The 14,329-nt window shown below is 68.8% G+C and carries 12 protein-coding genes and 1 pseudogene; 5 read left to right on the top strand and 8 right to left on the bottom strand.

Annotated elements, in window-relative coordinates; translation table 11 throughout:
• Positions 1 to 22: 22 nt before the first annotated feature.
• Complete coding sequence (locus ACYVAN_RS06580) at positions 23 to 877, bottom strand: hypothetical protein (protein ID WP_460956733.1); 855 nt, start codon at positions 875 to 877, stop codon at positions 23 to 25.
• 224 nt (positions 878 to 1,101) lie between these two features.
• Between ACYVAN_RS06580 and ACYVAN_RS06575 the strand changes: the two genes are divergently transcribed.
• The 3 genes from ACYVAN_RS06575 to ACYVAN_RS06565 all read left to right on the top strand — a co-directional run bounded on the left by ACYVAN_RS06575 (position 1,102) and on the right by ACYVAN_RS06565 (position 4,765).
• Positions 1,102 to 2,763, top strand: coding sequence for a DNA repair helicase XPB (locus ACYVAN_RS06575; protein ID WP_460956731.1), 1,662 nt, complete (start codon positions 1,102 to 1,104; stop codon positions 2,761 to 2,763).
• A gap of 299 nt (positions 2,764 to 3,062) precedes the next feature.
• Positions 3,063 to 3,656, top strand: coding sequence for a suppressor of fused domain protein (locus ACYVAN_RS06570; RefSeq protein WP_460956729.1), 594 nt, complete (start codon positions 3,063 to 3,065; stop codon positions 3,654 to 3,656).
• 116 nt (positions 3,657 to 3,772) lie between these two features.
• Positions 3,773 to 4,765 carry an o-succinylbenzoate synthase gene (locus ACYVAN_RS06565; protein ID WP_460956727.1) on the top strand — a complete coding sequence of 331 codons (993 nt, stop codon included), beginning with the start codon at positions 3,773 to 3,775 and terminating at the stop codon, positions 4,763 to 4,765.
• Between the two features lie 217 nt (positions 4,766 to 4,982).
• Here ACYVAN_RS06565 and ACYVAN_RS06560 read toward each other — a convergent pair whose 3' ends face one another.
• The 7 genes from ACYVAN_RS06560 to ACYVAN_RS06530 form a co-directional block, all read right to left on the bottom strand.
• On the bottom strand, positions 4,983 to 5,921 hold the full coding sequence (locus ACYVAN_RS06560; protein ID WP_460957788.1) for an SRPBCC family protein: 939 nt from the start codon (positions 5,919 to 5,921) through the stop codon (positions 4,983 to 4,985).
• Between the two features lie 108 nt (positions 5,922 to 6,029).
• Positions 6,030 to 6,884: an FAD binding domain-containing protein gene (locus ACYVAN_RS06555; protein ID WP_460956725.1), complete on the bottom strand. Its 855-nt coding sequence runs from the start codon at positions 6,882 to 6,884 to the stop codon at positions 6,030 to 6,032.
• On the bottom strand, positions 6,881 to 9,337 hold the full coding sequence (locus tag ACYVAN_RS06550; protein ID WP_460956723.1) for a xanthine dehydrogenase family protein molybdopterin-binding subunit: 2,457 nt from the start codon (positions 9,335 to 9,337) through the stop codon (positions 6,881 to 6,883). The genes ACYVAN_RS06555 and ACYVAN_RS06550 overlap by 4 nt, the downstream gene beginning before the upstream one ends.
• A complete protein-coding gene (locus tag ACYVAN_RS06545; protein ID WP_460956721.1) occupies positions 9,334 to 9,897 on the bottom strand; it encodes a (2Fe-2S)-binding protein in 564 nt (187 codons plus the stop codon). Before ACYVAN_RS06545 ends, ACYVAN_RS06550 begins: the two co-directional genes overlap by 4 nt.
• Positions 9,898 to 10,059: 162 nt before the next feature.
• On the bottom strand, positions 10,060 to 11,214 hold the full coding sequence (locus tag ACYVAN_RS06540; RefSeq protein WP_460956719.1) for an XdhC family protein: 1,155 nt from the start codon (positions 11,212 to 11,214) through the stop codon (positions 10,060 to 10,062).
• A gap of 21 nt (positions 11,215 to 11,235) precedes the next feature.
• A complete protein-coding gene (locus ACYVAN_RS06535; protein WP_460956717.1) occupies positions 11,236 to 12,357 on the bottom strand; it encodes a vWA domain-containing protein in 1,122 nt (373 codons plus the stop codon).
• A gap of 114 nt (positions 12,358 to 12,471) precedes the next feature.
• On the bottom strand, positions 12,472 to 13,362 hold the full coding sequence (locus ACYVAN_RS06530) for an AAA family ATPase (RefSeq protein ID WP_460956715.1): 891 nt from the start codon (positions 13,360 to 13,362) through the stop codon (positions 12,472 to 12,474).
• A gap of 140 nt (positions 13,363 to 13,502) precedes the next feature.
• On the opposite strand from ACYVAN_RS06530, the gene ACYVAN_RS06525 reads away from it, so the two are divergent.
• Together ACYVAN_RS06525 and ACYVAN_RS06520 are read left to right on the top strand one after the other, a co-directional pair.
• Complete coding sequence (locus tag ACYVAN_RS06525) at positions 13,503 to 14,060, top strand: suppressor of fused domain protein (RefSeq protein WP_460956713.1); 558 nt, start codon at positions 13,503 to 13,505, stop codon at positions 14,058 to 14,060.
• A gap of 98 nt (positions 14,061 to 14,158) precedes the next feature.
• Positions 14,159 to 14,248: pseudogene (locus tag ACYVAN_RS06520) on the top strand (IS5/IS1182 family transposase); the annotation flags it as partial.
• Between the last annotated feature and the right edge of the window lie 81 nt (positions 14,249 to 14,329).

The following is a 14,329-nucleotide window of genomic DNA, read 5'->3' as shown; positions in this document are numbered from 1 at the left end:
AATTCGTCACTCAACGTGCAAATCAGGCATGTTCCACGGGTGCGAAGCAAACCGTGCGTGGTGGATCGACGAACGAGTAATAGCCTTCGTTCTCGGAGCAGACGGACGCATAATTGGCGACGTCGGCGACCTTCGTCACCTGGTCCGGATTATCGGAGCTCGAGCAATCCACCTTCCAAGGAACAAAGGACGGGTCGTCCTGGTAGACCGCGAGGCAGTCCCCCTGTTTCGCGTCGAGCAGCACGCAGAAGGTCTCGCCCTCCCACGTGATGGCGAACGTATCGGGGCAGCGATTCAGATCGGCCACGTCGATGACCTCGGCCACCTCGTAGTCCGACTGGAACGAACCGCACTCGGCCGTCGTGACCGGACTGTCGTCCGAGTCTCCGATGTCGATGCAGTCCCCCGGACGCACGCTTCCCGGCAAGACCGGGTCGGCCTGCGGCGCCGGGTCATCGGACTGCTGCTGAGTAGCCGGGGCGGCCTCGCCACCCGAGTCCGGAGACACCCCGAAGGACAGGAACGCGACCAGCCCGCCACCGACCACGACGACGATGCCGACCGCGACGAGTGCCGCGATCAGGCCGAGATTCTTTCCGCCCCCGGACGCGGGCGGTGGATGCTGCGCCCAACCCTCGTACGGCGACTGCTGATATTGCGCATGTTGATACGGGGCCTGCTGATACTGGGCCTGCTGGTACGGGTCCTGCTGGTATTGGGCCTGCTGGTATTGGGCCTGCTGATTCGGGTCCTGCTGGCCGGCAGCCACCTGGCGCCAGAAGTCCTGCGACGGGTCCTGCCCGGAATACCCGTCGCCAGCCCCCTGCTGGGACTCCCACGGGCCCTGCGGACCCGGCTGCTGCGGTGGAAAGCTCACTGATCCCTCTTCGTCGGACACTCGACTCGGACAAACCACGCCTTCTCGACGTTGGCTCCCAGCTAATCAGGTAGCGCGGACGCCCACGGCACAACGCCCGATTCGACCGGCGCTGGAATACTGGACGATGGCTCGCCCGTTGTCCCGGGCGCTGCCGACCACCAGCGCAAAGCCGCTCCACGCGCAGGCGACGCGTGAGACCCCGACCGCGAGGAGCCCGCCCCGTGACCGACGGCCCCCTGATCGTCCAGTCCGACAAGACCTTGCTGCTGGAGGTCGACCACGCCCAGGCCGACGCCGCACGCACCTCGATCGCACCGTTCGCCGAACTGGAACGCGCGCCCGAACACGTGCACACCTACCGGATCACCCCGCTGGCGTTGTGGAACGCGCGCGCGGCCGGGCACGACGCCGAGCAGGTGGTCGACGGCTTGGTGCGGCACTCCCGGTATCCCGTCCCGCAACCGCTGCTGGTCGACATCGCCGAGACCATGGAGCGCTTCGGGCGGCTGCAACTGGCCAACCATCCGACCCACGGACTCGTGCTGATCTCGCTCGACCGCGCGGTGCTGGAAGAGGTCCTGAAGAACAAGAAGATCTCGCCGATGCTCGGCGAGCGCATCGACGAGGACACCGTCGTGGTGCACCCGGTCGAACGCGGACGGCTCAAGCAGATGCTGCTCAAGATCGGCTGGCCCGCCGAGGACCTCGCCGGATACGTCGACGGCGAGGCACACCCGATCTCGCTGGAGCAGGACGACTGGGAGTTGCGGGACTACCAGCGACAAGCCGTGGAATCCTTCTGGGCAGGCGGATCCGGTGTGGTCGTGCTGCCGTGCGGTGCGGGCAAGACGCTCGTCGGTGCGGCCGCGATGGCCGAAGCGCGGGCGACGACCTTGATCCTGGTCACCAACACGGTGGCGGGCAGGCAGTGGAAGCGCGAGCTGATCGAGCGCACCTCGCTGACCGAAGAGGAGATCGGCGAGTACTCGGGTGAGAAGAAGGAGATCCGCCCGGTCACGATCGCCACGTATCAGGTGATCACCCGCAAGTCCAAGGGCGAGTACAAGCACCTGGAGCTGTTCGACTCCCGCGACTGGGGCCTGGTCGTCTACGACGAGGTGCACCTGCTGCCCGCGCCGGTCTTCCGCATGACCGCCGACCTGCAATCCCGCCGCAGGCTGGGGCTCACCGCCACGCTGGTGCGCGAGGACGGCCGGGAGGGCGACGTCTTCTCGCTGATCGGCCCGAAACGCTTCGACGCACCGTGGAAGGACATCCAGTCGCAAGGCTGGATCGCCCCGGCCGAATGCGTCGAGGTCCGGGTCACGCTCACCGACGAGGAACGGCTGCAGTACGCGACCGCCGAAGCCGAAGAGCGCTACAAGCTCTGCTCCACCGCCCGCACGAAAGCTCCGGTGGTCCAGGCGATCCTCGATCAACACCCCGGCGAACCCGCCCTGGTGATCGGCGCGTACCTGGAGCAGCTGCACGATCTCGGCGCGGCGTTGGACGCCCCGATCATCGAGGGGTCGACGAAGAACAAGGAACGGGAGGCGCTGTTCGAAGCGTTCCGGCGCGGTGAGATCAGCCGACTGGTGGTCTCGAAGGTCGCGAACTTCTCCATCGACCTGCCGGAGGCGTCGGTGGCGGTGCAGGTTTCGGGCACGTTCGGATCCCGCCAGGAAGAGGCACAGCGGCTCGGTCGGCTGCTCCGCCCCAAGGTCGAACGCAATCAGGCGCACTTCTACTCGGTGGTAGCGCGGGACACCCTGGACACCGAGTACGCCGCGCACCGCCAGCGGTTCCTCGCCGAGCAGGGCTACGCCTACCGGATCATGGACGCCGACGACCTGCTCGGTCCGGCGATTCCGGACGCCGGCTGAGGAGGTCCGAGACCGGCACCCGTGACTTCGGGTGCCGGGACATGCGTACGATCATCTTCCTGTCGAGCGATGTGACACCTGTTGGAGCCACTGAATGCGAGGAGCTCTCATGACCACCTCGCGAGCAGTCTCCGCGCCTTCTTTAGGCTCTGCACGGGGAGCCAGCGTTGAACCACGGGTTTCGCCGGCCGGAAGATTCGGGGGAGTCCGGCACCTCGCCTCGGTGTGACTCGAAAGTGTCCATCCTTGACCCCGAACCGGTTACCGTTACGACGGGTACACGCAGTACTGGAGATCGGATGAGCGCCGAGAAGCAAAGCATTGCGCTGGGTGGTGCGCACAGGTTCGTGGGACTGGCCGAGAACCTCGAACGCTATGCGGGTGAGCCCACGTCAGCGGAACCACCCAACGTTCGCAGTGCGAACCGAGGATACGGGTTGGTGTTCTTCCACCTCGCCCAATACCACCTCAGCACTGTGATCAGCAGCGGCCTGCGATTCCAGCCGCTGGGCGCCGAGCCCGCCCAGGAACTGGCGTGCACGGTCTACAAGGAGCAGAGCGAGGCGGCCCGACACCTGGTCGACGTGACCTCCGAGCTGCTCGTGCGCACCGGCGCCCATCTGGTTCCCGACCAGATAGTGCCCAACGAGAAGCCACTGCTGCCCAACACCGAGTTCCACGGGGTACTCGCCAGCGGGCATCCCCTGTTCCCGCCCGAGTTCACCAGATTCACCGACAACGACGGTGTCGAACAGCTGCAGGTCTTCACCCTGCTGCCCGTCACGCTCGGCGAGCTGAACTTCATACTCGACAATGGGGTCACCGCACTGCGCCAGCAGTGGGCTCGCTTCGAAGTGGACGTGTTCGACCTCGGCCGACCCAGCGTCGCATAGCGCTCACCTGCGGCTTCTCCAGCCACAGGCGCATCCGTGGCCTCCGGACGGTACGGACGGCGGTTGCCGACCCGCACGAGCACACCACGTCGACCGAGGCTGAAAGGACCACGTGCATGACCACGAGCGCGGCGTACATCGACCTGGCGGAACTCGATGCGGTCCGCGTCTACGCGCTGCCGATGCGCACGAGATTCCGGGGCGTCACCGTCCGCCAAGGTGTCCTGCTCAGTGGCCCGGCCGGTTGGGGCGACTTCTGCCCGTTCGAGGACTACTCGGACGACGAATCGGTGCCCTGGCTCGCCGCCGCGCTCGAGGCCTGCACCCGACCTTGGCCGGAGCCGACCCGCGACCGCGTCCCGGTCAACTGCATCGTGCCCGCCGTGGCTCCCAAACGTGCGCACGAGATCGTCACCAGCTCCGGCTGCGCCACCGCCAAGGTCAAGGTCGCCGAAGCCGGGCAGTCCACGAACGAGGACGTCGAGCGGGTCACGGCCGTGCGCGATGCCCTCGGCTCCAGCGGCAACATCCGGGTGGACGCCAACGCACGCTGGGACGTCGACGAGGCGGTCACCCGGATCCGTGAACTCGACCGGGTCGCGGGCGGGCTCGAATACGTCGAACAGCCCTGTGCCTCGCTCGACGAGCTCGCCGCCGTCCGCAAGCATGTCGACGTGCGCATCGCCGCCGACGAGTCGATCCGCCGCGCCGACGACCCGATGCGGGTGGCGGTGGCCGGTGCGGCCGACATCGCCGTGATCAAGGCGAGCCCGCTGGGTGGCGTGCGGCAGTCCCTCCGGGTCGCCGAAGCCGCCGGTCTCCCCTGCGTCGTGTCCTCGGCCGTGGAAACCAGCATCGGACTCTCGGCACAAGCAGCTCTCGCGGGGGCGCTGCCCGATCTGCCGTTCGCGTGCGGGCTGGGCACCGCCGCGCTACTCGACGGCGACGTGGTCGATCAGCCGCTCATGCCCGTCGATGGCGGCGTGTCGGTGCTGCGGCGCCCGCCGGAACCGGACCCGGCAAGGGTGGCGGCAGCGACGCCCACCGCCGGTACCCAGCGGCGATGGCTCGAACGCCTGCGCCGCGTGCACGCCCTACTCGCCACCTGAAGCACTCGCCCGGCGCATCCCACGCCATCAGCGGCACCGACGCGGCAGCCACATCTTTCAAGCGGTGCCAGCCGCTTTTACCCCCACGAGCGCCCGGCACCCAGCAGCCGCCCTACTACGGGTGATCCGCATCCCTCAAGCGGCGCCGGCCGCTTTCGCCACGCACCCAACCGGACCACCCGCCACGGAACCCACCACCAAGATCCACCATGGAGATTCAGCGCCGACGGCGGCGAAGCATCCGCAGCAGCAGCACGACCACCACGATCGCCCCGGCCACCGGGACGATCCGCTTGAGTACCGGAGTACCCGCCGTCCCCAGCAGGTCGATGGCTTCGTCGGAAGGCATCGTCTTGCCGGTGACCACGGCATCGGCCCGGTTCGAGGCGTGCTCCTGTGCCGCGGTGGACGTACCGGTCGCCGCCGACTCCTCCGACGGCGGGGTGACTCGCCAGGCCGGTGGGCGCCCGACGGGCCGTTCACCACGGCGCCGTCCGGACGTGCCGGGGGCCGCAGCCGGGCCACCGTTGCCGCGACCGGCGGCGGTGTCCGGTTCGCGATCACCATCGGCCGCGCGAGCGGCTGCTCCCGTACCCGCCGCCGCGGACTCGGCGGCAGTCGATTCCCGGGGAGCCGATTCCTGGCTGGCGGACTCTTGGGAAGCCGGTTCCTGGGTGGCCGACTCCTGGCTGGCCGATTCCTGGCTGGCCGACTCCTGGGTGACCGACAACCGACCGGCCAGGCATTCCGCGAACTGGTCGATGATCTTGCCCCCGACCTCGGAGATCAGGCCACGACCGAGCTGAGCCGGCTTGCCCGTCACCTTCAGGTCGGTATCCACCGTGACCGAGGTCCGCTCACCGTGTTCGGTGAGGACGGCCGTCACCGTGGCCGCCGCCGTCCCGTTCCCTCGCGAGTCCTTACCACTCGCGTCGATCACGACCTGGTGATTCTCGGAGTCGATCTCGCTGAACGAACCGTTGCCCTTGTACAACAGGGAAATCGGCCCGAGCCGCACCTTCACCGATCCGGCGAAGTCGTTTCCTTCCGCTTTGGTCAAGGTGGCACCAGGCATGCACGGTGCCACCCGTTCCGGGTCGAGCAGCGCGGACCACGCCACGTCGACCGGGGCCGGAACGGTGAACTGGTGCTGCATCCGCAAGGGAAGACCCTCCTCGTTCTCCGAGCTGACGTTCTGACGGTGCCACACCGCCCCTGGGATGGTGGCCGGATCCAGCCGGACCCGGCCACCCCGGCGGACGTCCTAGATTCCCACGGCGGTCGAGACCGCTCGCCCGGTGAGGACTTCCGCCAGATGCTCGCGATAATCGGAATCAGCACTGGCATCGCTGGTCGGGCTGGTTCCCTCCGCGGCGTGACTCGCGGCGGCGCGAATCGTCTCGGCAGTCGCAGGCTGCCCCACCAGCGCCCGCTCCACACCGGTGGCCCGGATCGGCGTCGACCCCATGTTGGTCAGACCGATGCGGGCCTCGGCGATGGCACCGTCCTGAGTCCGGAGCGCGGCGGCGACCCCGACCATCGACCACGCCTGGGCGACGCGATTGAACTTCTCGTAGTGGGCGCTCCAACCGGTCAGCTTGGGCACCCGCACTTCGACGAGCAGCTCGTCCATTTCGAGCGCTGTCGTGAAGTAGTCGACGAAGAAGTCCTCGGCAGGCACCGTGCGCCTCCCGGACGGCCCCTCGACGACCATCTCCGCGTCCAGCGCCAGTGCGGGGGCCAGCAGATCTCCCGCCGGGTCGGCGTGCGCGAGGGAACCGCCGAACGTCCCCCGGTGGCGCACCTGCGGGTCGGCCACGGTGCGGGTGGCCAGCGCGATCAGCTCGGCGTGCTGCCTGATCAGCTGCTCGCGCACCACCTGGTGGTGGGTGGTCATCGAACCGATGACGACCGTGTCGCCCTCTTCGCGCACGCCCTGGAGCTCGGCCACCTTGCCGAGATCCACGACGATCTGCGGATCGGCGAGCCGCATTCGCAGCACCGGCAGCAGGCTCTGCCCGCCCGCGAGGACCTTGGCTTCCTCGCCCGCCTCCCGGAGTGCGGTCACCGCCTCCTGCACCGTTGTCGGTGCCACGTAGTCGAACGATGCGGGGATCACCGCGTACCTCCCTGCTCGCCGGTGGCGAATCCGCCGGCGGTGTCGATCGAGCCCAAACCGCCACCTGCTTCCGATTCCGTCTGAGAACTCCGTCCGGCGCCGTGGACGGCGCGCCAGACCCGTTGAGGCGAACACGGCATTTCCACGTCGTCGACGCCGAGGTGGCGCACCGCGTCCACCACCGCGTTGACCACCGCGGGTGTGGAGGCGATGGTGCCCGCCTCGCCGACCCCCTTGACGCCCAGCGCGTTCGACGTCGCCGGTGTCTCGGTGCGGTCCGTGACGAACTCCGGCAGGTCGGTCGCCGACGGCACCAGGTAGTCCGCGAGGGTCGCCGTCGTCAACGTCCCGTCCTCGTCGTGGATCGCCTCCTCGAACAAGGCCTGCGCGATGCCCTGCGCGAGCCCGCCGTGCATCTGGCCTTCCACGATCATCGGGTTGACGACCTTGCCCACGTCGTCGACGCAGACGTACGAGCGGATGCGCACCGCACCGGTCTCGGTGTCGACCTCCGTCGCGCACAGGTGCGTGCCGTGCGGGAACGAGAAGTTCTCCGGATCGAACGTCGCGTCGGCGTCAAGGCTGGGCTCCACGCCGTCGGGCAGGTCGTGCGCGGTGAACGCGGCCAACGCGATGTCGGCCATCGCGGTTCCGCGGTCGGTGCCCCGGACCGCGAACCGGCCACCGCTGAACTCCAGATCGTCCTCGGAACACTCCATCATGTGCGCGGCGATCCGCTTGGCCTTGTCGATCACCTTGTCCGCGGCGGCGACCACGGCCATCCCGCCCACGGTCAGGGAACGCGACCCGTAGGTGTCCATGCCCTTCGGCGAACTCTGGGTGTCGCCGTGCAACACCTCCACGTCGTCGAAGGGGACGCCCAGCCGGTCGGCCACGATCTGGCTCCACGCCGTCACGTGTCCCTGGCCGTGCGGGGAGGAGCCGGTGACCACCTCGACCTTGCCGGTCGGCAACATGCGGATCGAGGCGTTCTCCCAGCCGCCCGCGCCGTAGGACAACGATCCGAGCAGCCGTGAGGGCGCGAGTCCGCACATCTCGGTGAACGTGGAGATCCCGATGCCCAGCTGCACCGTGTCCCCCCGGTTCCGCCGTTCCGCCTGCTCGGCACGCAGCGAGTCGTACCCGAAGAGCTCCAGCGCGCGGGCGGTCGCCGCCTCGTAGTTACCGGAGTCGTAGGTGAGCCCGGCGACGGTGTCGTACGGGAATTCGTCGTGGCCGATCCAGTTCTTGCGCCGCACTTCCATCGGGTCCATGCCCAGCTCGGCGGCGAGCTCGTCCATCATCCGCTCGATGGCGAACGTGGCCTCCGGTCGTCCCGCGCCCCGGTAAGCGTCGGTGGGGGTCTTGTTGGTGAACACGTTCGTGCAAGAGAAGTGGTACGCCGGGAACTTGTAGATCGAGTTGAACATGAACGCGCCGAGGATCGGCACACCCGGCGTCACCAGGCGCAGGTACGCGCCCATGTCGGCGAGCAGCTGGACCTTCAGGCCCGTGACGGTGCCGTCCGACCGCGCGGACAGGGCCAGCTTCTGCACCTGGTCCCTGCCGTGGTGGGCGGAGACCATCGTCTCGGAGCGGCTCTCCGTCCACTTCACCGGCCGGCCCAGCTTGCGGGCCAGCAGCAGGGTGATGAACTCCTCGGGCGTCACCTGCAGCTTGCCGCCGAAACCGCCGCCGACGTCGGGGGCGATGACCCGGATCTTCTGCTCGGGGACGCCGAGCGACATGGCCAGCATCAGCCGGAGGATGTGCGGCACCTGCGTGGCCGACCACATGGTGATCTGCTCGGCGGTGGGGTCCACCAGCACCGACCGGGGTTCCATGAAGGCCGGGATGAGGCGCTGCTGCCGGAAGGTGCGTTCGACCTTGACCTCAGCGTCGGACAGGGCGTCTTCGACATCGGTTCCGGTGCCCGCCTCGGCGGAGTCGAAGGTCCAGGTCGCGCTCCGGTTGGTGCCGAGGTCCTCGTGGACCAGGTCGGTTCCCTCCCCGGCCGCCGATTCGAGGTCGAGGACCACCGGCAGGTCCTCGTAGTCCACATCGATCATGTCCAGCGCGTCCCGCGCCTCCGCCGCGCTTCGAGCGGCGACCACGGCGACGGCTTCACCCGCGAAGTTGACCGTGTCGACCGCCAGCGACGGGGCGGGCGGTGCCTTCTGGTCCTCGGTGACGGGCCAGGCGCAGGGCAGGCTGCCCTGCTCGTCGGCGATGTCCCGTCCGGTGATCACGGCCTGCACGCCGGACATTCGTTCGGCCTCGGTGGTGTCCAGGGAGGTGATCCGCGCGTGCGCCACCGGGCTGCGCAGGATCGCCAGGTGCAGCATCCCCGGCAGCACCATGTTGTCGGTCCAGCGCGTCCGGCCCGCGACCAGGCGCGCGTCCTCCTTGCGCTGACGGGATCGACCGAGTTCGGGCTCTACGGTGGATGTCACTGTTGCCCTCCCGAAACTCTCGTCTCGGTCGGCTGCTCGCTCGCCGGCCGCTGCTGCGGTGTGTCGGCGGTGTGTTCGATCTCGGGGCCTGCACCGGGCCGCATGCGCTGCGCGGCGTCCTGAACAGCACTGACGATGTTCTGGTAGCCGGTGCAACGGCAGAGGTTGCCTTCCAGCCCTTCGCGGACCTGTGCGGCGTCGGGGTCGGGCGTCTCGGCCAGCAGGTCCAGGGACTGCATGATCATGCCCGGTGTGCAGAACCCGCACTGCAGAGCGTGGTTCTCGTGGAACGCCTGCTGCATCGGGTGCAGTCGGCCATCCTGGGCTAGTCCCTCGACCGTGGTGACGTCCTGACCGTCGGCCTGGACCGCGAGCACCGAGCAGGACTTGACGCTCTGACCGCTCAGATGAACGGTGCATGCGCCGCAGTTGCTGGTGTCGCAACCGATGACGGTGCCTACCTTGCCCAGGTTTTCCCGGAGGTAGTGGACGAGCAGGGTTCGAGGTTCGACATCGTCGGTGTACTGGGAGCCGTCGACGTCGACGGTGATGCGCGGCATTGGGCCTCCCTTGTGCGGACCGGACCCGCGAGCACGGACATTCGGCCGGACTTTCCCTCCGTCCAGGTGACGGGGGTCACCCCCATGAGCGTGCTACGTGCCGCCGCTGCGGGCAAGCCCACGCGCGGCGTGCCGGACGCCGGTTTTCCCGAACTCCGAAGATCACTCGTCGTGATGAATGGGGCCCTGGCTCTCGGAGAGTCGGCCCCCACCTCCGCCCCACCGCAACGAGATCAACTCGGCGGCGATCGAGACCGCCGTCTCCTCCGGTGTTCGTGCCCCCAGATCGAGCCCGATCGGGGAGGACAACTTGGCCAGCACAGCCTCTTCGACGCCCTGCTCCCGCAGCCTGCGCAACCGGTCCTCGTGCGTGCGGCGAGACCCCATCGCACCGATGTAGGCCAGTGGTTCGCGCAACGCCACCTCCAGCACCGGCACGTCGAACTTGGGGTCGTGGGTCAGCACCATCACCGCGCTGCGCTGATCCAGTCGACCGGCCGCCACCTCGGCCGCGAGATAGCGGTGCGGCCAATCGACCACCACCTCGTCGACCTCGGGGAACCTGCTGCGGGTGGCGAACACCGGACGCGCGTCGCATACCGTCACCCGGTAGCCCAGGAACGAGCCCATTCGGGCCATCGCCGCGGCGAAATCGATCGCGCCGAACACCAGCATCCTGGGGGCGGGTTCGAAGGAGTTGACGAAGACCCGGAGTCCTTCACCACGGCGCTGCCCCTCCGGCCCGTACTCCAGCACTCCGCTGCGACCGCTGGCGAGCATGCCGCGCGCGTCATCGATCACCGCATCGTCGATCCGCTGCGAGCCGGTTCCGCCCGCACGACGAGCCGGCCACACAACGAGATGCGTACCCACCAGTGCGGTATCCGGCTGCTCGGGGCGGTCCGGGTCGGGCTCCGCCCCCGCATGCTCCACCACGGTGACCACCGCGACCGGTTCCTCCGCGCGCACCGACCTGACGACCTGGTCGAGCTCCGGGAAGGTCCGCCGGTCGATCCGCTCCACGAAGACATCGAGAATCCCGCCGCAGGTCAACCCGACCGAAAACGCGTCGTCGTCGCTGACGCCGTAACGCTGCAGACCGGGGTCGTCGCCTTCCAGCGTGGCGGTCGCGCGCTCGTACACCGCGCCCTCGACGCAGCCACCGGAAACGCTGCCGACCGCGGCACCGTCCGCACTCACCAGCATCGCCGCCCCGGCGGGCCGGGGCGCGGAGTGAAAGGTCGCCACTACCGTGCCCAAGCCCACCGATTCCCCGGTCTCCCACCTCTTGGCCAGGTCGTCCAACACGTCACGCACACCGCACCTCGCATTCCACCGTCACCCGACCGCCGGGGAACGGGACAGCTTCGACACCCAGGCCCACAGCTCCTCGAACGACCGAAGACTGTGCCCGGCGACGAGACGATCCACATGCGGCAGGGCGGCCACGATCCCGGATTGGACCGCCTCGTAGCCCTCGTGCCCCGCGTGCGGATTCGCCCACACCACCGCGCGGGACAATCTCCGCAGCCGGTTCAGCTGCGAACCGAGCTGCGTGACGTCACCGCGCTCCCAGCCGTCGGAGAAGACCACCACGACCGCACCTCTGGCAACCCCGCGCTGGCCCCACCGGTCCAGGAACGCCCGCAGGGTGTCGCCGAGCCGGGTCCCTCCGGAGAAATCCGGTACCGCCCGTGACGCCGCCGCCAGCGCCCGCTCCGGATCGCGCTGCCGCAACTGCCTGCTCACCCGGGTCATCCGGGTTCCGAGCGTGAACACCTCCGTACTCGCCGGGGAACGGCGCACCACCACGTGGGCGAATCGCAGCAGCGCATCCGCGTAGGGACTCATGGATCCCGAAACGTCGATCAACAGCACGACCCGCCGCGGCCGGCGGGACCGCTGGTGACGGCGCATCCGCATCGGTTCTCCACCGGTGCGCAGCATCTCCCGCAGGGTCGACCGCGAATCCAACGGCCCGCGACGGGACCGGCCGTACCGCACCGCCGGTCGGGTCGGCGGGTCCGGCCGCAGCGTCGCGAGCATCCTGCGCAGGTGTTCGCGTTCCTGATCCCCGAGTTCGGAGACGTCCCGTCGGCGCAACACCTCGGTCCGGCTCGCGGCTACCGACAACGGGTCGGACTCCTCCGCATCACCGGACTCGTCCTCCGGCGGGGACAACGCCGCTATCCGCGCCGGGCGGGGCACCGCGATGCCCTCCACCGGTGCGGGCATCCCGGCGGGCCCGAACCAGCACTCGAACGCGGCGTCGAACCGGGGAAGATCATCGGGATCGGAGCACAGCGTCAACCGGCCCGCCCAGTACAGGGCTTCCCGATCCTCGACGCCGACCTCCTCGACCGCGGCGAGGAACGCCTGCACCCGGTCGGGGCCACACGCCATGCCGGAATACCGCAGTCCCCGTGCGAAACCCACCAGGCCTTCCAGCGCATGGTCCATATCCGAATTGTGCTCCCATCCCGCCAGAATCGGCACGGATCGATCGACCGTCGTCGCGGATCCCCTCCCCGGCCGCTCAGCTCCGGAGCCACCGCACTCCCGGCCGCGACCCGCTCACTCCGAAGTCAGCACGCCCGCCTCGCGGACCCGTTCGGTGTCCTCCCGGTACTTCAACACCGCGCCGAGCGTGCTCGCCGCGCGTTCCGGATCCCACTCGCCGCCGCCGAGTTCCGCCAACGCACGAGCCCAGTCCAACGCCTCGGCCACACCGGGCGGCTTGAGCAACTCCATCCGCCGCATCCGTTGCACGGCGTCGGTGATCTGCTCGGCCAGGCGCAACTCCAGATCGGGCATCCGCCTGCGCAGAATCGCCACCTCCCGATCGAGACCCGGGTGTTCGAGCCAGTGGTAGAGGCAGCGGCGCTTCAGCGCGTCGTGCACCTCCCGGGTCCGGTTCGAGGTGAGCACCACGATCGGCGGTTCCGCCGCCCGCACCACGCCGAACTCCGGAATGCTCACCGAGTACTCCGAGAGAACCTCCAGCAGGAACGCCTCGAATTCGTCGTCCGCCCGGTCGATCTCGTCGACCAGCAGCACGCACGGCGCATCCTGCAAGGCGCGCAACAGCGGGCGGGCCAACAGGAATCGTGGCGTGTACAGCGAGGACTCCGCCGATTCCGCGTCCAACGATCCGCCCGATGCCGCCTCCAGCGTGCGCAGGTGCAGCAACTGCCGGGGGAAGTCCCAGTCGTAGAGGGCTTGGGCCGCGTCGATGCCCTCGTGGCACTGCAGCCGGATCAGGTCGACTCCGAGCGCGGTCGCCAACGACTGGGCGAGCGCGGTCTTGCCCGTGCCCGGCTCGCCCTCGCACAGCAGGGGCCGCCGCATGCGCATGGCGAGGAACGCCGCCGTCGCGATGCCCTCGTCCGGCAGGTAACCGGTCCGATCGAGGGCATCGGCGACCATGTCCGGTGACTTCATGTCGAGCACGTCGTCGTCCGCCATTCCGCGAGCGTATTGGTCGTCGGTGATTTGCTCCAGCGCCAAAGCTCGCCGCGCGCGTTCGGAACCGCTCCGTCCCGGGTCACCCCAGGCAACCCGGCGACCGTGAGAAGATCCGAAGAAACCGAAAGGACGAGGAGATCTTGAACCGGTTCAGTGACTTCCCCGCGCACGTCGAGAAACACGTGGGCCCGGTCCGGGGGGCGGAGAGCAGTGCGGCCGGAGAGCGCGAACGCGATTACCACCTCGTCTACTGCGACCATCGGGACGGCGAGCACGTCTCGGTGCTGACCAGCGGGTTGCGCATGCGCACAGCGGGCGCCCCGCTCCCGCAGGAACTCATCTGCACGCTGCGGGCCGACCAGGAACTCCACGCGCGGCACCTGACCGGGGTGGTCGCGGAGCTGCTGACCGAATCGAACAGCCGGGTCGGCTACGGCGCACTGATCATGAACGACCGGGTGCTCCTACCGGACACCGAGATCGCGGGAGCACTGGCCGCCCCGCACCCGTACCTCGGGGACGATTTCGACGTGCTGCTCGACGCCGAGGGGCGGCCGGTGCTGCAGCTGATCACGTTGCTGCCGATCACCCGTGGTGAAGCCCAGCTGATGGCCCGCTCGGGGAGTGACGCGCTCTACGACCGCTGGGAGGAGCAGGAGAGCAACCTCCTCGACATCCACCGCACGGTCCGAGACTGACCAGGACCTGTCTCCCAGTGAGGTCAGGATCCAGTCGTTGATGACGGGATGTGACCACGAGGGCCTCCTGGTGATCGGCGTTGAGGTCGCAATCCACACCGAAGGCCAAGGGCTTTGTCCTGCTCCACCGCCGCTGGGTCGTGGAACGCTCCCTCGCCTGGCTGACCACGTTCCGCTGCCTCGTCCGGACTACGCCTCCCAGCCACCCACGAAGCCATGATCCGGACCGCCGCCAGCTGGCAACTCAGCAACCACCTCACCCGCTGACC

The sequence above is a fragment of the Parasphingorhabdus pacifica genome, from assembly GCF_054779195.1.
The sequence above is the reverse complement of the archived record's forward strand: the minus strand, read 5'-3'. Positions and strand labels throughout refer to the sequence as shown.

Excerpts from the sequence above, each read along its gene's own strand:
- ACYVAN_RS06570 (WP_460956729.1), top strand. The coding sequence starts at position 3,063 with ATGAGCGCCGAGAAGCAAAGCATTGCGCTGGGTGGTGCGCACAGGTTC.
- ACYVAN_RS06565 (WP_460956727.1), top strand. The coding sequence starts at position 3,773 with ATGACCACGAGCGCGGCGTACATCGACCTGGCGGAACTCGATGCGGTC.
- ACYVAN_RS06560 (WP_460957788.1), bottom strand. The coding sequence starts at position 5,921 with ATGCAGCACCAGTTCACCGTTCCGGCCCCGGTCGACGTGGCGTGGTCC.
- ACYVAN_RS06545 (WP_460956721.1), bottom strand. The coding sequence starts at position 9,897 with ATGCCGCGCATCACCGTCGACGTCGACGGCTCCCAGTACACCGACGAT.
- ACYVAN_RS06535 (WP_460956717.1), bottom strand. The coding sequence starts at position 12,357 with ATGGACCATGCGCTGGAAGGCCTGGTGGGTTTCGCACGGGGACTGCGG.
- ACYVAN_RS06530 (WP_460956715.1), bottom strand. The coding sequence starts at position 13,362 with ATGGCGGACGACGACGTGCTCGACATGAAGTCACCGGACATGGTCGCC.